Annotated in this window: 10 protein-coding genes and 1 pseudogene; 7 read left to right on the forward strand and 4 right to left on the reverse strand. The window is 67.5% G+C overall.

Annotated elements, in window-relative coordinates:
• The first annotated feature begins 173 nt into the window (after nt 1-173).
• Nucleotides 174-1,028, forward strand: a complete 855-nt coding sequence (locus tag ACWD0A_RS28155) for a helix-turn-helix domain-containing protein (RefSeq protein ID WP_451302563.1) — start codon at nt 174-176, stop codon at nt 1,026-1,028.
• The gene (locus tag ACWD0A_RS28160) at nt 1,009-1,299 is read left to right on the forward strand and encodes a DUF397 domain-containing protein (protein ID WP_451302565.1); all 291 of its coding nucleotides are present in this window, start codon (nt 1,009-1,011) and stop codon (nt 1,297-1,299) included. Before ACWD0A_RS28155 ends, ACWD0A_RS28160 begins: the two co-directional genes overlap by 20 nt.
• Before the next feature lie 22 nt (nt 1,300-1,321).
• Here the strand turns inward: ACWD0A_RS28160 and ACWD0A_RS28165 are convergent.
• Nucleotides 1,322-2,669, reverse strand: a pseudogene (locus ACWD0A_RS28165) (SMI1/KNR4 family protein).
• Between the two features lie 211 nt (nt 2,670-2,880).
• Between ACWD0A_RS28165 and ACWD0A_RS28170 the strand changes: the two are divergent.
• The 4 genes from ACWD0A_RS28170 (at nt 2,881) to ACWD0A_RS28185 (ending at nt 5,620) form a co-directional block, all read left to right on the forward strand.
• The gene (locus ACWD0A_RS28170) at nt 2,881-4,101 is read left to right on the forward strand and encodes an FG-GAP-like repeat-containing protein (RefSeq protein ID WP_451302567.1); all 1,221 of its coding nucleotides are present in this window, start codon (nt 2,881-2,883) and stop codon (nt 4,099-4,101) included.
• Between the two features lie 108 nt (nt 4,102-4,209).
• Nucleotides 4,210-4,440: a FitA-like ribbon-helix-helix domain-containing protein gene (locus ACWD0A_RS28175; RefSeq protein ID WP_451302569.1), complete on the forward strand. Its 231-nt coding sequence runs from the start codon at nt 4,210-4,212 to the stop codon at nt 4,438-4,440.
• Nucleotides 4,441-4,559: 119 nt separating this feature from the next.
• A complete protein-coding gene (locus ACWD0A_RS28180; protein ID WP_451302571.1) occupies nt 4,560-4,868 on the forward strand; it encodes a type II toxin-antitoxin system VapC family toxin in 309 nt (102 codons plus the stop codon).
• 320 nt (nt 4,869-5,188) lie between these two features.
• On the forward strand, nt 5,189-5,620 hold the full coding sequence (locus ACWD0A_RS28185) for a VOC family protein (RefSeq protein WP_451302573.1): 432 nt from the start codon (nt 5,189-5,191) through the stop codon (nt 5,618-5,620).
• A gap of 305 nt (nt 5,621-5,925) precedes the next feature.
• On the opposite strand, the gene ACWD0A_RS28190 is transcribed toward ACWD0A_RS28185, so the two are convergent.
• The 3 genes from ACWD0A_RS28190 to ACWD0A_RS28200 form a co-directional block, all read right to left on the reverse strand.
• A complete protein-coding gene (locus ACWD0A_RS28190; RefSeq protein WP_451302575.1) occupies nt 5,926-6,189 on the reverse strand; it encodes a hypothetical protein in 264 nt (87 codons plus the stop codon).
• 228 nt (nt 6,190-6,417) lie between these two features.
• Nucleotides 6,418-6,945, reverse strand: coding sequence for a hypothetical protein (locus tag ACWD0A_RS28195; protein WP_451302577.1), 528 nt, complete (start codon nt 6,943-6,945; stop codon nt 6,418-6,420).
• Nucleotides 6,942-14,639, reverse strand: coding sequence for a golvesin C-terminal-like domain-containing protein (locus tag ACWD0A_RS28200; protein ID WP_451302587.1), 7,698 nt, complete (start codon nt 14,637-14,639; stop codon nt 6,942-6,944). Before ACWD0A_RS28200 ends, ACWD0A_RS28195 begins: the two co-directional genes overlap by 4 nt.
• Before the next feature lie 1,519 nt (nt 14,640-16,158).
• On the opposite strand from ACWD0A_RS28200, the gene ACWD0A_RS28205 reads away from it, so the two are divergent.
• A complete protein-coding gene (locus ACWD0A_RS28205; protein ID WP_451302579.1) occupies nt 16,159-17,772 on the forward strand; it encodes an N-acetylmuramoyl-L-alanine amidase in 1,614 nt (537 codons plus the stop codon).
• Nucleotides 17,773-17,813 lie beyond the last annotated feature (41 nt).

The raw sequence follows: 17,813 nt of genomic DNA on the forward strand, positions 1-17,813 counted from the left end.
GTTCACACCTTCCAGTGCGCTCTGTGACGAATCACTCACACACTGCCCACCAGGCACGTAGCTTGAAAAGTGTTCAGGCTCCCGGCTCTGAACTGCCCCGATGTGCGGCGAAGTTGGTACGGGCCGGGGAACGCCGGGAAGCGGGCGGTAAGCGGCACCAGGGACGGTGGACGATGGGGCAGCGCAAGGACATCGACGGCTCGGCGAGCGTCCCGACCTTCTACGGCAGCGAGTTGCGCTGGAAACGGGAGGAGGCGGGCCTGACCCTCCAGCAACTGGTCGAGGGCAGCTTCTACGGCCCCAGCCACCTCAGCGAGATCGAACGCGGCACGCGCCGGATGCCGGCGGAACTGGCCGCGCACGTGGACAACGTGCTCGGCACGGACGGCTTCTTCAAGCGCCGGTGCGAGGACGTGCGGAAGGCGAAGCGGCGGGGGCACGCGAGCTACTTCGAGCGCGTGCTGGAGGCGGAGAAGCACGCGGAGACCATCGAGGAGTGGTGCCCGACGCTGATCCCGGGGCTGTTGCAGACGGACGCGTACGCGCGGGCGGTGGTGCGGTCGGCACACCCGCTGGTGCCCGACGACGAGGTGGAGGAGAAGGTCAGCGCCCGGATGGCACGGGCCCGTCTCTTCGAGGACAACCACAGGACCCCTGAGTATTGGGCGATCCTCCCCGAGTCGCTGCTGCGCCAGCCGATCCTTCCGCCGGAGCAGACTGCCCACCAGTGGGAGCGCATCGCGGCGCTGGCGCGACGCCGCCGGATCGTTCCCCAGATCCTTCCGTGGAACTGCGGACCGCACCCGCTCATGCTCGGCACGGCCATGGTCATGACCTTCCCCGACGCCCCGCCCCTGATCTACACAGAGGCGCAGTACAGCGGGGACACCATCGACGATCCGGCCCTCGTGAAGCAGTACCGCAAGGCATACGATCGGCTGAGGGCCGCCGCACTGCCGCCGGAGGCGTCCCTCGCCCTGATCGAGCAAGCGGCTGAGGATGACCGACATGGCAAGCAACGGGATTGATTTGAGTACCGCTGTCTGGCGCAAGAGCAGCTACAGCAACGGCGACGGCGGCAACTGCGTGGAGGTCGCCGAGGCCTTCCCCGGCGCCGCCGCCTGGCGCAAGAACACCTACAGCAACGGCGACGGCGGCGACTGCGTCGAGGTGTGCGACGCCCACACGGGCGTCGTCCCCGTCCGCGACTCCAAGGTCCCGAGCGGCCCGGTCCTCACCGTCACGGCCCCGGCCTGGTCGTCGTTCGTCGCGTCCCTCAAGTCGGCCGCCACCGCCTGACGTCTTCGCCCCTCCGGTCGCCCTACGGCCGCGCCGTGTCCAGGCGGCCTTCGAGGATTGTCCGGGTGATCCGGGGCCGGTCCCACAGGGCGAGGAGTTCGTTGGCGAGGGCCACGATCGGGAGCGGGTGCCGGTCGCCCTGCACCTCGATGACAGCGGCGGACAGACTGCGCGGGACGGCACCTGCGTCGAGCAGGACGCGCCACGCCTCCGGCCCGAGGCCCAGGTACTCCAGTGAGGGTCCGCAGTCGAGGAAGCCCGACGACGGGGGCGAGGCCGAGCGGCTCGCCCTCCCACACGCCGATACCGAGGACCTCCAGCTCGGGGTGGGCGGTGGCCTCCACACTGTCCAGGCTTCGAACGTTCACCCGGGCCACCACGGGCGGCTGGTCTTCCCAGGAACGGCCGGCGTACCAGTCGGTGCGGCGGTTCACCACCATGTCGGTGAGGGAGTCGGCGCGCAGTCCGGCGCCGATGTTCTGTTCGTGGTCGATCATGATGATCTGGCCTGTGTGTCCGCGCGGTCCCGGCGTCAGGTCGACCGCCACCCGGTCGCCGCCGCCGTTGTCGCCGAAGACGATCCAGCCAGGCGAGCCGACCAGCCCCTGCACCGCGGCGTCCGGCGAGGTGACGACCGCCTCCGTCGCCGCGTATCGCCAAGGGCAGGGGCGGGATTTCGCGTCCGCGATGTACAGCCGGTCCAGAGGGAAGAGCTCGCAGCCGACCGCGTCGGCGACGCGATCCTCCGCCTCGTAGTCGTAGTCGTAGTCGTCGCCCCAGTCCTGCCCTCGCGCCCGTGTGACGCGGTAGAGCACCTTGAGCTCGTCGGGCAGCACGACGCCGAGGCGCGCTTCCGTCTCGGCGATCTCCGCCTCGGTGGCACCGATGGCGTCGGGAAGCCGCTCGCGGAGCGTCCGCCCCAGCAGAGTCAGGTCCGCCGACGGCGCCGGTCCCGCACCGGGCACCGGCTCGGGAAGACGACGCCAGGGCTCGGGGACGGCGCCCTCGACCAGGACCAGCGCACCCGGGTAGGGACTGCCGATGTCGGACTCCACTGCCGGATCCGCGTCGAACAGGTTGAGCACGGTCTTTCCGTCGGGCCCGCTCTCCATCATGAAGGAGATGCCGTCCATGCCGTCGGCCCTGAGCGCGTGCTGCACCCGCTCCACGGCATCGAACTCGGCCTGCATGTCCTCGACCAGGAGGGCCTGTCCCGGTCGGGGGTCCGGCCACCGCACGGGCACGCTCCAACTGCCGTGGCTGATATGACCGGTCAGGTAACCACCCGGCGCGGCAAGCCGCTCCGCTTGGTGTGCCTGAACGAGCCGCAGCAAGGGCTCCCAGGTCGCCAAGTCGTGTATCGAGGGCAAGGTGGCCTCCGGTCGCTCCCTCGATCGCAGGGGAAGTGGTCGTCGGGCAAGGTCGCCGCTCGGGTCGGGACGGCTCAGGACCTGGTGGTGGGGCCGCCGGTCAGGGTGCCCCGGTAGGGCAACGCCCGCGATGGCGTGATCAGGTCGGCACGGTATCTTCCTCTCGCGGCGCGTCGAGCGTCTCTCCGCGCCGCGTCAGGGAGGGAAAGATATGCGCGTATCTCTGCTTCGGCGCCTGGCCGCGATGGCCGCGACGCTGGGGCTCACCTCGCTCGGGCTCCTCGGCGCGGGCGCGGCGCCCGCACAGGCCGCGATCAGCGACTGCCCGGCGGGCTATTTCTGTGCCTGGAAGAGCGACAACGGCACAGGCACCATGTTCAAGACGAACACGAACAAGGCGACGCTCGGCACCTGGGACAACACGTTCCAAACCGTCGTGAACCGCACGTCCAAGTTCGCCTGCCTGCACGATGACCCGAACTACGGCCAGGCCGGCGGCGCCTACGTGTGGGCCCCCGACCCCGCGGGTACCGAGTGGGGCCACTCGGACGGCTCCACCAGCTCGGTGAGGCTCGTCCCCACCGAGCGGGAGTGCTACCTCCCGCCCTACCCGGAGTGGTACGCGACGACCGCGCCCCAGGCGGCGGGCTTCGGTGACCTGAACGCCGACCTCCGGGCCGACGTCCTCGTCCGGGACAAGGCGGGCCGTCTGTGGTTCCTGCCCGGCGACGGCACCGGGCGGCTGGTCGGCAACAGCGGCTGGAACGCCATGAACGCCCTCGTCCGGCACGGCGACTTCAGCGGTGACGGCCGCGAGGACGTGATCGCTCGCGAGGCGTCCACCGGGAAGCTGTGGCTGTACCCCGGCGCCGGCACCGGCAGCCTCGGTGCGCGCAAGCTCATGGGCAACGGCGGGTGGAACGCCATGAGCCGGATCGTCGCCTACGGAGACCTCTCCGGCGACGGCCGCTCGGACGTGCTGGCCGTCGAGAAGTCCACGGGCAAGCTGTGGCTGTACCCCGGCACCGGCGCCGGCACCCTCGGTGCGCGCAAGCTCATCGGCACCAGCGGCTGGAACAGCATGAACGCCCTGGTCGGGGCGGGCGACATGAACGGTGACGGCCGTGCGGACCTGATCGCACGCCAGGCCTCCACCGGGAACCTGTACCTGTACCCGGGCAGGACCGGAGCTCTCGGGTCCCGGGTGCTGATCGGCAACGGTGGCTGGAACGTCATGGACACGTTCCTGGGCCTGGGCGATGTCACCGGCGACGGCTATGGCGACCTCGTCACCACGACCAAGAGCAGCTATGTCGGCGAAGCATGCCGTGGCGTCGGCTGCCAGCTCGTCTACCCGGGCCGCGGCACCGGCGCGCTGGCCTCGCGCGTGGAGACGGCCACCGACTGGTGGAACCTGAACGGCTTCTTCTGATCCAACGGCTCCTTGTGATCCAGGGAAAGGGCCTCCGCTTCCGGGCGGAGGCCCTTTTCCACGAGCGCCGCGCTTGCGAAATGCAAGCACTGCGACCAGTTTTGTTGCATGGCCACTCTCTACGTACGCGACCTGCCAGAGGAAGTCCTCACCAAGCTGAAGATTCGGGCCGCACGCAATCACCAGTCGTTGCAGGCGTACGCCCGATCCCTTCTCGAACAGGAGGCGGCCACCCCCGCGATCGAGGACGTAGTAGCCCGCATCCGGGCACGGGCTACGGCACGCCTTTCCACAGACGAGGTGCTCCAGGACATCGACCGCGGAAGGCGTCACGAGTGATCGCCGTCGACGTCGGGGCGCTGATGATGCTGCTGGCCGACTCCGGCCCCGTGGGAGAGGCGCTGCGCGACCGCGTCCAGGGCGAGCGGCTGCTCGCTCCCTAACTGGTCGACATCGAGGTGACGTCGGCACTGCTCGGACGCCATCGCGGCGGCAAGCTGACGGATCGGGAGCTGGAAGACGCGCTTGCCGCGTTCGATGAACTGCCGATCCGACGTCTTGAGCATGTGCCCTTGCTCCCCCGTGTGCGAGAGCTCTTCACCAACCTGTCGGTTTACGACGCCACTTACGTGGCTCTGGCCGAAGGGTTCGACGTACCGCTCGTGACCAGCGACGGGCGGATCAAGGACGGCGCGCGGGCGAAGCAGGCCACGTGCGCGGTCGAGGTGTTCAACGACAAGACGCTGCCCCCTGCAAGGAGCGGCTGAACCACCCGACCGGGAACCCGCTCTCAAGCTGCGCTGCGCCGACGTGGTCGCGCCGGCTCCATTGAAACGGAGACCGCGGCAACTGCGTCGAGGTCTGCCACGCGCCGCTGACATCGCCCCCGTCCGCGACTCCAAGGTTCCCCCACGGCGCGGCCTTGGCCGCTTTAGTACTCCAGCCGTAGATCGTGAGCTTGTTGGGGCCCGTCTTCAAGCGGGTCCCGTCAGCGCGGCGGACATGACATCCAGCCTGGCCACAACGGGCGTGGGCCCGGCCGACCCTACGCAGAGGCCCGTCCGGAGTGTTCTGTGAGACTGTGCGGATGGAACCCCGTCTGTCTCACATCGTCATGGACTGCGCAGACCCGGAGCGGCTCGCGGCCTTCTGGTCGGACCTGGTCGGTGTCCAAATCAAGACGAGATGGAGGCAGTACGTCATCTTGGCGCCCTCCGGGGACGGCGTACCGGCACTTGTGTTCCAACGTGTTGGCGAGGCCAAGATGGGCAAGAACCGCGTGCACGTCGATCTGACCGTGGTGGATCTGGAGGCAGCGACACGTCATGCCTTGGCCCTCGGTGCCCTTGTTATCGATGAGACGACCGAAGACGGTGTCACCGCACGGGTGATGGCTGACCCCGAAGGCAACGAGTTCTGTTTTGTCCGACTTCCGCCGAACCAGGGTACGCATGACCGACGCGTAGCACCTCGGCCACTGGGACTCGCTGACATGGATCGCGGCTGTCGCCACCTCTGACTGCAGATACACCGGGTTCTCGACGTCGCACACGTCGATGGATGCCTCCCGGTAGTCGTCCAGCAGGATCAGGACCTCGTCAGGTACCGGGGTTCCTGACAGGGAGGCTTCGACGACGTCGCGCACCGCGGATTCAAGAGGCGATTCCAGCGCATCCAGGAGTGGTCGTCGCCGACCAGTCGAGCCGCGACGCCCACAGTGTTACTGAGGGGTTGGCATCGCGTTCCTGATCCTCTTGTCCAGGGCCTGGCTTCCGCTTGAATGCTCGGGGCCCGGCGAGGTCCTACTCACAGGTTGCCGTCACGTCACCCGCCCACGCCCGGGAACGACATGTCGTCGATGACAGGATCCGCCCAGGCGACCACTTGGAAAATGGGGCGCTGAGTGACGGAGTTACCGTCCAGATCCACCAGAAGGTGACGCAGGCGTGGGCCGAGACGGATGTCATAGCTCAGCCCTTCCACGGTGACGCGACCGCAGAATTTCGGATACTCCGAGCCCGAGTCCGCCGGGGCGGGAGTGTCGTGGGATTCCACTTGCTCCACGGTCCATCCGGCCTTCTGCGCCATAGGGCCCCAGACCTGCAGAGCAGTCTCCGGGTCCGCCTTTCCGACGCGCGCCACGATGTGCACGGGGTTGCCTCTCTTTGATCACGAGAAGACGCTGCCCCCGGCAAGGAGCAGTTGAACCACACGACCGGGAACCCGCTGCTCATTGCCCGGAGCGGTAACGACAACGGCCCGCCAGTGCGAACTGGCGGGCCGTCACCTTCATGCCGATAAGTCGGCTTCTATTGATCAGTCGGTCGTGATGACCGGGTCAGGACCGGGGAAACCCTGCGGAAGCCCTTCCGCCGGAATGGTTCCGGAAATGAGCCCGGAGAGATACTCGGTCAACGACCCGGGAAACTCGGGCCAGTCGTCCCACGCTCCGCTCACCACGACAGTCCATTCCTCGGGACTTTCCCCACGAGTGCGCCAGTAGAACATGTCGCCCTCGTTGGAGTCCCCCCAGGGAATGAGTCCACCCTTCTCCGGAAAGGGAACATGCCCATGGGACATATCCGATTCCCGCAGGCTCGCAAGGTTTTCGAGAATCCCCTGCGCCACCGAGACGAACTTGTCCTCCTCACCCGGCACCGGCATGTGCAGGGCGAGGAAGTCGTCGATGATCAGAGGCGCGTAGACCTCGGACAGTTCGACGAAATCACTGGGCAGCCGGGTGCCGAGACCGCGTTCGATCCGCGCCCAGTCGATTTCCCTGCGAACGGGTGCCCGGTGCTCGATGAGTCCGGGCAGCGTTCGCTCCAGATGTGACAGACTCAACAGGTCACCTGCGCTCCCGCTCGATTGTGCACCACAACGCCTTGGAACAGCACACCATTTGGTGTCGTCGCCGTCATTGTGATGCTGGTCGGGAGATTGCTTCTCCCGTTTCCGTACTGCAGTTGCGCATGGTACAGCACGGGCTGTTGGGCCGCCAGGGCAGATGCCATCCGGTTCTCACAGCGCTTCATTCCGGGGTCATTCATTTCCCGGAAGCCCGTGAAGACATTTTCGGCACGCCATTCGCCGCCGAAGCGGTCACCGAGGATGTGGGTGCGGTGGTACTTCCAGGCCCCGCCGTCCCGTTCGCTCACCCAGCCCGGCGGCTCCGCCATGCCCCGCGGGCGCGGTGTCCGGCTGTTGGCCCCCTTGAGGTCCGAGGGGCAGATCAGCGCAGTGGCACCGCTGGGCGCACCGTCGACCATCGGATGGTAGTTGAAACGCTGCTCCTTCGGTGTCTTGTCGCACGCACCGCCGGAGCCCGTGTCGGGCAGAAGCGGCGGACGGTCCGCGCCCCGGTCGATCTCGACCCAGGACGTCTCCTTCTCCTCACCGAAGATCGCGTCCGCGGCCCAGTCGATGGCGGCGTCGGTGGGACTCTCGACACCGGCCAGGGCGGAGATACCGCTGACTCCCAGACTGACGAGGTTCCTCTTGCCCGCGGTCTTGAAGCCCCACTTGAAGAAGCCCTTCCAACCGCCGCTCGTCGCTTCCTCGGCCTCGTCCTTCACCGTGTCGACGGCCTTGTCGATCACCGTCTCGCACACGTCACATCCGAAGAAGTGACCGTCGATCTCGACGAAGCTGATGGGGTTGCCACCGGTGAAGGCATAGCGGTTGCCGGTGAACGGGTCGGTGCCAAGACCCATGTCGGCCAAGGCGCCGTTGTACATGTCCCGGGTCAGGAAGCGGTTCAGGCCCGGGTCGTAGTCGCGGAAGCCCATGTCGTACGTGCCGGACTGGGCGTCCCAGCGCTTGGCGTTGAAGCGGTAGGGGTTGTACGCCTCCTTGGTGGGATCGGCCGAGTCGGGCTTGTCGATGCCGGTGAACTCCGACTCGTCGTCGGATCCGTAGGCGGTGTAGCCGTAGGTGGCCTTGGTGTTGCCGTCCTTGTCGGTCAGCGTCTCGACGTCGGTGTGCGAGTTGTAGCCGTAGTAGCCGTCCTCGCTGGTGCCGTCGGTGTTGTGCTTGACCTGGGACAGGCGCTCGCCCCACGGGCTGTACTGGAACGACTTGGTCAGCTGGCCGGCGACCTCCTCGCCCAGGACCTCGCCGGACAGGCCGAGGTAGCTGAAGTCGGTCGTCTTGCCGTCCGACGTCTTGGAGGCGGTGCGGTCGAGCGGGTCGAACGTGAACGTGGTGGACTTCAGCGTGCCGTTGTCGTCCTGCTTCTGCGACTCGACGACGTGATCGAAGCCGTCGTACACGTTGCGTGAGACGACCTGGCCGCCGGCGGTCACGGACTCCTGTCGCCCGAAGGGGTCGTAGTTGTACGAGAACGTGGTGCCCGACGCGGTCGACGACAGCAGCCGGTTGCGGTCGTACGTGAACGTGGTGGTCACGTCCTTGACCGTCTGGCTGATGACGTTGGCGTTGTCGTCGTGGACGTACGTCTCCGTACCGGCCCCGTTGCCCGTCTTGACCGACTTGGTGAGCCGGTCGACCGGGTCGTAGGTGTAGTCGGTGGTGGCGTCGAGATAGGCCGCGTTGTTGTCGGCGTTCATCTTCTTCGCCACGTCCTGCGCCTTGTTGCCGTTGGCGTCGTAGGTGTAGGTGTGGCTGGAGACGAGGGTGCCGTTGGGCTTCTTCTCGGTCGTCGACTTGACCGCGCCGTTGAGGTAGTAGGTGTAGTCGACCGTGTTCTTGTTGTTCTTGGTCTCCTTCAGCGTCTGGCCGCGGTCGGTGTAGGTGTACTCGGTGACCTTCGGGGCCGCGTCCGTGGCGGCCTTGCCGACCGAGACGGTCTTGACCAGCTCGCGCAGATCGTAGGTGTACTTGGAGAACTGGTTCGGGTGCGTGACCGTGTCCGGCTGGCCGTTGGCGGTGTAGGTGTACGCCGTGGCCTTCTTCTCCTGGCCCGCGAGCGCCTCGGTGACCTTCTCCACCTGGTTGAGGCCGGTGTAGGCGATCGTGTAGGCGTCGACCTTGGCACCGGAAGAGGTGTCGTCGATCGAGGTCAGGTTGCCGTTGGCGTCGTAGGCGTAGGCGAAGGACTTCTTCTCCGAGTCCGTCTCACCCGTCGTGTCCCGCACCAGCTTGACGCCGTCGGCCACCACGGTGCCGCCGCTGTTCTGATCCAGCTTCAGCTTGGCGTCGTTGCCCCGCTTGAGGCTGTAGGAACCGAGGCTGACCCAGGTGCCAGTTGCGGCGTTCTGGTCCTTCGTCACCGACGGATGCGTGGTGCCGCCCTGGGACAGCGTGTACTTCGCGGTGGTCGCGGCCCCCGTCACCTTCGGGTACTTGACGTACGCCGTGTAGGTGCCGTCCTTGGGGATGTTCAGCGTCCAGGTGAACGCATCGGTGCCCGCGCCGGCCGCGTGGGTGCGGTGGTCGTAGCCCGCCTGCCCGGTGATGTCACCCTTGGCCCACGTGCCGGTGTAGGAGGTGTGCTGCGTGTCAGAGTTGTCGACGAGCACGACCGACTTGCCCACCGGCACGCCGTCGTCCGCCTTGGACTTCAGCTTGCCGTCGGGGTAGTACGACCACGTCATCGTGCGGTCCGAGGAGCCGCCTGCAGACGTGAGCGTGCGGGCCTTCTGCAGCCCGAGCTCGGTGTAGTCGTAGCTGGTGGTGATGTCCCACGGGTCGGTGGACTGCTTCACCCAGCCGTTGTCGAAGTACTCGAAGACCGTGTCGTTGCGGACGGTCTGGCCCTCCGACGGCGGCGCCGAGGTCTTCTTCACCCGACCGATCTCGTCGTACACGGTCTGCGTGTAGACGTTCGGGCTGTTGTAGCGGGCATCGGCGGGGTCGTAGGGCTGGAACTGCTTGACCGGACGATTCAGCGCGTCGTACTCGGTACGCGAGGTGAAGTCGTCCGCGGCCGCCGTGGCGACGCCCCGCGGCGTGATGACCTTGGTGGTGTTGCCGACCTGGTCGTACTCGAAGCGCGTGGTGCGGAAGGTGGTGCCCGAGTACGGGACCCGGGTTTCCTTGCGCAGGCCGCGCTCGTCGTAGTCGGTGTAGGTGATGTTGTTGTCGGCGTCCTTGGTCTGGACGACCAGGGAGTCCTTGTCGTAGGTGCGCGAGCTGGACTTGCCGGCCGCGTCCGTCACCGTGGTGACCCGGTGGTTCAGGTCGTAGGCGGTCTTGGTGGTGTAGTCGGTGGTGTCGGCCGTCGCGTTCTTCTTCGGATCGATGACCGTGACGACATTGCCGACGTTGTCGTACTCGTAGCTGACCTTGTCACCCTCGGAGTTCACCACCGACATGAGCTGGTGGATCGCGTCGTAGTGGCTGGTGGTGACGTAGTCGGTGAGATCCGACGTGGTCAGCACGCCCTTCGGCTCGGTCGTCGTCTTGAGGTTGCCGACCTTGTCGTAGGTGTACGTCGACCTGCGCTCAGGAGCGGTGTCGGAGTCCTTCGGCGCTGTTGCCGAGGTGAGCTGGTCGACCGCGTCGTAGACCGCCGTGGAAACGGCCCCGTTGGGCGCCGTCGCCTTGGTGACGTTGTCGTTGGCGTCGTACTCGGGGGCCGGGGTGGTGATCAGGACGCCCGCGTTCTGGTCCTTCGGGACGGTGCTGACCAGTGGACGGCCGAACGTGTCGTACGTCTGCGTGGTCTTCTTGCCCAGCGCGTCGGTGACCTCGGTGACCTGGCCGCGCTCGTCGTAGACGAAGGACGTGGACTTGTTCAGCGCGTCCGTGATCGTCTTCGGGTAGCCCGTAGGACCGAAGTCGCTGTTGGTCGTCGGGTTGCCGTTGGCGTCGGTCGCCTTCGTCAGCTGGCCGTAGGCGTCGTACTCGTACTTCGTCGTGTAGTCGTCCGCCGTCGTCGTGGCCAGGCCCTTGGGGTCGGTTACCGACTTCAGGTTGCCGAACGAGTCGTAGCCGAACTGGTACTTCCGGCCCTCTGGGGACGTTTTGGTGAACAGGTCGGCGGAGTAGCCGTCCAGACGTGTCTGGTATTCGTACCTGACCGAGTTCGCCGGGTACGTGCCCGGAGCGCAGTCGGAGGCCGGCGGCACGCCCGCCTTGTTGTTCTCCGCGTCACGCATCCACAGGGGGTAGCCGGTCTTCTGGTCGTAGCAGTAGGCGGTCTTGGCCCCGTTGTCCTCTTCGATGTAGGTGACGTTGTTGTCGGCGTCCCACGCCATCTTCGCGGTATGGGACTTCGCGTTGGTCGTCTGCACCGGACGCTGGAAGTCGTCCGTCACATAGGTGGTCGTGCGCGCCTCGGCGTCGGTGACCTTGGTGTCGGTGAACTTGGCGTTCGTGGCGTTCACGGCGTAGGTGAAGCCCGTGTTGCCGTTCAGACGGTCGGTGATCGTCTTGGTCCACCAGTGGTACTTCGGGTCGTCACCGGCCTGCGGCGCGTAGTACGCCATCGACGTACCGTTGCCGCGCGGGTCGGTCGCCTTGACCAGCTTGACGTTCTTGTTCCCCTGCGTGGCGTCGTAGGTGAACTTGAAGACCTTCGGCTGCGACGAGCCCACACCGTCGGTGAACTGACCGAGCAGGCCCTTGGTGGTGTAGTAGAACTCGATCTTCCGGCCCGAGATGTCCGTCATGGACTTCACGTGGTCGTAGATCTTCGAGTTGTTCAGCGATCCCGTGTCCGTGGTCAGAACACCGGAGTCATTGACGTACTGGTAGCCGGACTGGCCCTTGGTCCAGTAGTCGACGGTCAGCGTCTGACGGCTGGCCGGGTCGGTGATGTACTTGAGGAACTTGGTCGGCTTGTTGTTGGACTTGCGCTCCTCGTACGTGAACGTCTGCGTGTTGCCGTTCTTGTCGACCGTCGACGTCATGTAGCCGTCACAGCCGAAGAGGAATCGGGTCCCGTCCGGGCGGGTGAGCGTCCAGGCGTCCGGGACCGGGTCCTTGGTCGGCTTGCAGTCCAGGCCCGACTTCATCGTGACCTTGAAGTGAACGCCCGCAGGAGCTTTCCAGACGCTGTTGGTCGCGTCCCAGCGGAAGACGTGGGTGGTGCCGTCGCCGTCCGGGAGGCGGATCTCCGTCGGGTTGGGGTTGGGGTGGAAGTCCAGCGGCGCACCGAGCCGGATGGGGCCGGCTGCCTGGAACGACCAGCCGTGACCGGCGACCGTGTCGGAGGTGTCCAGCGAGTTGTAGGCGAACCTGGCGAACGTGTTCAGGCCGCGGCCGGGGTTGTTGAACGCGTTGTAGGACCAGACGCTGTTACCGGAGGCCAGGTTGTTCATGACCGACGAACCGGCGCCGGTGTTCTTACCCGTGTACGAGTAGAACTTCTCCAGACCCAGCGTGTTCGACGTCGGGTCCTCGACCGCCACGTTCTGCTTCAGCGAGGGAATGCCGCCGGTGCCGGCGGACAGCCAGGTACCGTCGGCGATCTTGCGGACGTCCCAGCCCAGCACGTACTCGTTGCGCTTGTTGCCCGAGTCCGAGTTGATCGGGGTGGCGACCTTGGCCTGGATCGTGGCCGACTTGCCCGGCAGCAGGGCCGGGATCGGGGTCTCCAGCTGGTTGCCGCCGGTGGTCACGTCCGTGCCGTCGGGGAGCTTCCAGGTGTAGGACAGCTCCCGCTCACCCGCGGCCCACGCCGTCGACGTGGTGTTGGTGACCGTGAACTCCACGGTGTACGTGGTGTTCGGCGTCATCCGTGCCGGGGTCGTGGGCGCGTAGTACGTGTCCTCCGTGGTGGAGTCGACGTAGATCACGCGCAGCAGCGGGCGCAGCTGGGGGTCGGGTGCGGCGGCGGACAGGAAGATGGAGCGTTCCTGCGGGCCCGTCGTCGACTCGTCCTTCAGCTTGATCAGGGTGCCCTTGTTGCTGGTGGGCGTCTTGACCCAGCCCTGGGTGAGGCTGGTGGCGTCCCACCAGTGGCGGCCGAGATCGGTGTTGAACGCCGGCACGTAGTCGGAGACGACCGAGGAGTGGTCACCGCCGGGCGTGGTCCACGCGGTGGTGGAGTTGGCGTTGTTCCAGGTGGCCTGGGTCTCGGTGAAGTCCCTCGTCAGACCGTGCAGGTTGTACTGGGCCTTGGACGTGGCGACGTCGCGCGTGGTCATCGTGGACCACAGGAAGACCCGGCTCTCCAGCACCGTCGCGGTGGTGGGGATCGTGGTGGTGGGCCACTTGATCACCGAGCGCGTCTTGCCGTAGGTCGCCGAGTTGTTGCCGACCGTCAGCCAGTCCTGGCCGACCGTGCCCTGCTCGATGGTGTTCAGGTTCGTCGTCGGCTTCAGCGAGGACAGCGTGGTGTCGGTGACACCGGCGCCGGCCTGGATGAGGCGCATGGTGCGGCCGGCCTTGGGGATGCCGACCACACGGGTCGGGGAGCCCAGCACCTGGCCGTCGGCCGTCTTGACCGCGATCTGGTAGTAGTACGACTTGCCGATCTCCGCGCTGCTGGAGTCCGGGGTCGGGACCGCGGTGGTGTCCGTGTAGGTGGTCGCCGTCTTGGCGATCGGCGCGACCAGCGTCGCCGCGGAGGGCGTGAACACCTGCTGCGTGGAGCGGTGCAGCTGGTACTCGGCGATGTCGAGGTTGGTGTCACCGGTGGTGTTCTTGTACGCCGCCCAGGACAGCTCCGGACCGGTGCCGTGCACGACGGTCGGCGAGTTCAGCGAGGTGCCGACCTTGCCGAAGGTGACCGTCAGGCGCGGGATCGTGGACGTCTCGCCGCCGTAGTCGTAGTCCCCCGCCTGATACTGCGGGCCGCCCAGCGGCGCGGTCGAGGACTCGTCCACGGCCTTGATCACGAAACCGTAGTTCGGCGAGGTGCCCGAGACCCACTTCTGGACGGTGTCGCCGACCCGGAAGTTGTGCCACTGGTTGTACTCGCCGATGTCCTTGCGGATCTGCGCCGGGTTGACCAGCCGGACCGCGTCGGCGATCGTCCGCCTGGTCGCATCACCGGTGTCCCCGAGGACGATCTTGCCGGTGTTGCCCTTGGCGAAATCGATCTGCGTGGTGCCCAGCTGACGCCAGCCCGTGGTGCCACTCGCCTGGTTGACCGTGAAGTTCGCGGTCGGCTCGGCCGAGGTCACCGTGTAGGGGGCGGCCGTCGCGCCGTCGGTCTGCACCGGGGTGTGGACCTCGACCTTGTAGTCCGTGGCGTCGACGATGTTCGGCTGCCACGTGTACGACTCACCGGTCGCGGTGTTCTTGTTGTACGCGTAGTCACTGCCGTAGCCCGTGCCGGTCACCCGCGGCCACTCACCGACCGCCGCCGTCCCGGTGTCGCCGTCGTCCATGACCACGCTGGTCGCCGACTGCTCACCCACGAACGTACTGGTGTTGTTCCAGTTCGCCCCGGCCTCGGTCCACGAACCCGTCGCCCGGCGGACCTCCACGTCCACATTCGTCGAACCCGAGGTGTGAACCTGGTCGAAATACAGCGACAACTGCGCCGTGTCGACCTTCGACCCGGCCGGGATCTCGTCCAGCGGGAACGAGATCAGCGACCGGGCGATACCCGTACTGCTCGTCTTGCCCGCCGACATGTCCCACGTGCTGTTGAAGTTCGTCGTCGGCGCGTCCGAACGCACCATGACGTCCTGCGACACCGAAGCCGACGGCGCGATCGTGATCGTCGGGTCGATCACCACCGGGTACTGACGCTCGGGCGCCGCCAGCCACTTGGCGTCCGGAGTGACGGTCAGCCGCCACTGCTTGCCGTGCCGGGACAGCTCCTGCGCCACCTTCGCGCTGTACGAGGTGCCGTACGGAGACGCCTTGTCCTTCTTCGCGTCCGTCATGAACGCCGGAGGAATCACCAGCACCGGATTCGCCGGATCCTCGCCGAACAGAGCGATCGAACCATCGCCCCGCTCCTTCGGCTCCAAAGAGCCCGCATCCAGCGTGAAGGTGAACTTCACCGGCTCGGCAGGCTTTTCGGCCAGGGTGATGTTCTCCTTCACCCGGCCCCGGCCCACCCGGTAGGCGACGTCCGCACCCGACGCCAGACCCTTGTAGGTGACCGTGTCACCCTTCACCGACGGCGCGACACCCCTCGCCGCACCCTCCAGCCCGAGCGTGACCGCCTGACCCGCGGCCGTCTCGAACCGCACCAGCCGTGACGGGTCCTTGCCGAACCAACTACGGCCCGTGTTCGTCGTGTTCGCGAACTCGAAACCCTTCGCATCCGACGCACGCACCGTCGTGTCGATCGGCTTCCACGACCCGCCCGACCGGTACGACAGCGGCTTCGCCGACAACTCCGCCTCGACGCGCCCGTCCGACATCTGCCAGAACCGCGCCTGCGGCGTACGCCGCTCGACCAGCTCCTTGACCCGCTTCGCGGGCGGCAGCTTCTCACCCTTCGGCAGCTTCTCGCGGCTCGGGATCTCCAGCTTGCCGCCCACCGGCGGCTTCGCGGCCTTCTCCTCGTCCTCGTCCGAGAACCAGCCCGCTATGGTGTCGACGACGCCCTTGTCGTCGTCCTTACCCGGCGGAGACGGTGGGGCCGCATAGGCGACCTGCGGCAGCAGCGTTCCCGCCACCGCCGACACCACCAAACAGGAGATATATCTCCCGTAGGGGATTTTCACCTCGATACCTTTCCGTACGGCGCACCGCACCCACCGAACGGAATTGCTCCGCAGGCGAAAACGGCACGCCGAATAAGCCCGCCGGGGAATTCCGACGCGCCTGAACAGTGCCGCTCTCCTGCGCGCGAGCAGGGATAGGACCACCTCGCGAGCGCGGCAGCGGATTATGGATCAGGTGACTGATGTCTCGTCAAGCGGACGGACATACAGGGGCAATGGAGCGCTGATTCGCCGTCAGTTCGTCCCTTTCTTCCCCTCACTCGCGCGCGCGTTCCCCTGTGGTGTATAACCGCGGCCTGGTTCCGCGTGAAACCGCTTTCCCGCGTGGGGATCACGGAGCTCCGGAATTCCGGTGTTCCCGGTCGGCAATGCGCGGCGGCGGGACGGAGAGACGGCGGGCGCTGATCCGAGGGGGGTAGGCCTGCCGCCCATCGGAGTGCGGTCGCGGCGGGCGTCCGCGGCCGCATCCGGTGGGGCAACTCCGCGTGGGCGTCGATCACTTGCGTACGAGGGATGGGGCATGAGTCCGAGAAGAGCCCGCGCACCGCGGACGAGTACGGCACAACGCACGGTCTGGCTGGTGGCGGGAGCCGTCGTTCTCGGGGGCGGCGGGGTGACGGCCGTGGCCGTCACCGGTTCCTCCGGGGACGCGGGCGCGGGCGACAGCGGGCGTCCGGCGAAGGCGCACGTCCTGCCGCTGGACGGCAAGGACCCGAAGCAGCGCACGCTGCCGCGTACGGACACGCAGATGTTCTCGCTGGTGGGTGTGTCCTGGGAGGACAGCGCCGACGCCTTCGAGGGCACGGCCCAGATCCGTACCCGCAGTGCGGACGCGGGCACCTGGTCGGACTGGCGCGACCTCGAGTTCGGCATCCAGGCGCCGGAGTCCGCCGAGGGCGACACGTCCGGTGTGCGCGGCGCGTCCGAGCCGCTGTGGGTGGGGCCCTCGGACGCCGTCGAGGCGCGGGTCCTGGCCGACGGCGAGGAGACCGCGGTCCCGAAGGCGCTGCGGCTGGACATGGTCGACCCGGGGACGGTGGACGGCGAGACCGCCAAGGGCGTGAGCGGCGGCGGCAAGGTACGGACGACGGCGAAGCCCGAGCGGTCGAAGTCGCCCGGCGCGCCGGCGGCGGAGCCGTCGGAACCGGTCGCGTCCACCGCGCCCTCCGAGAGCACCGGCGGTGAGCCGACGGAGCAAGCGAGCTCCGCCGCGCCGTCCGAGACGCCGGCCGAGTCGAGCGACGCCCCGGCCGAGCCCACGCCGTCCGTCAGCGCGGAGCCCACCGCCTCCGCCGCGCCCGAGCCGAGCCGGACGCCCGCCGAGCCGTCGGAGCCCGCGCCGTCGCAGGAGCCGACCGTGGCGCCGTCTGCGAGCGAGCCGTCGTCCGAGCCGCCGGCCGAGTCCTCGGCCCCCGCGGAGCCGACGGCCTCACCGTCGGAGCCGGCCCCGTCCACCGGCCCGACGGACGTCCCGACCGCCGACCCGAGCGGCACCCCGGCTCCGGGTGACAGCACGCCCGCGCCGACCGCGCCCGCGATCGTGAGCCGGGCAGAGTGGGGCGCGGACGAGTCGCTCGTCCAGGACCCGCCGGCGTACCTCGGCAAGGTCGACGCGGTGTTCGTGCACCACACGGCCGGTACGAACGACTACGACTGCTCCGAGTCGCCCGCCATCATCCGCGCGATCCTCACGTACCACGTGAAGACCAACCGCTGGAACGACGTCGGCTACAACTTCTTCGTCGACAAGTGCGGCACGGTCTTCGAGGGCCGCGCGGGCGGCGTGGACAAGCCCGTCCAGGGCGCCCACACGTACGGCTTCAACGGCTACTCGTCCGGTGTCTCCGTCCTCGGCGACTACGAGAACGGCGGTACGCCGACGGCCGCGGCCCAGCGGGCCGTCGCCGACGTCTCCGCGTGGAAGCTCGGACTGCACGGCGTCGACCCGGAGGCCAAGGTGACGCTCACCGCGGCCGCCGACACCGGGGTGTGGAAGAAGGGCGACAAGGCCACGCTGTACACGATCTCCGGACACCGTGACGGCTACGCGACCCTGTGCCCGGGCAGGACCCTGTACTCCGCCCTGCCGGCGATCCGCACGGCGGCGGGCGCGTCCCCGTACGCCGCGGGCTGAGCCGACAGGCGCGGCGGCGGCCGGCGCCCTGACGGGGCGCC

This window comes from Streptomyces sp. NPDC002867, from assembly GCF_053591895.1.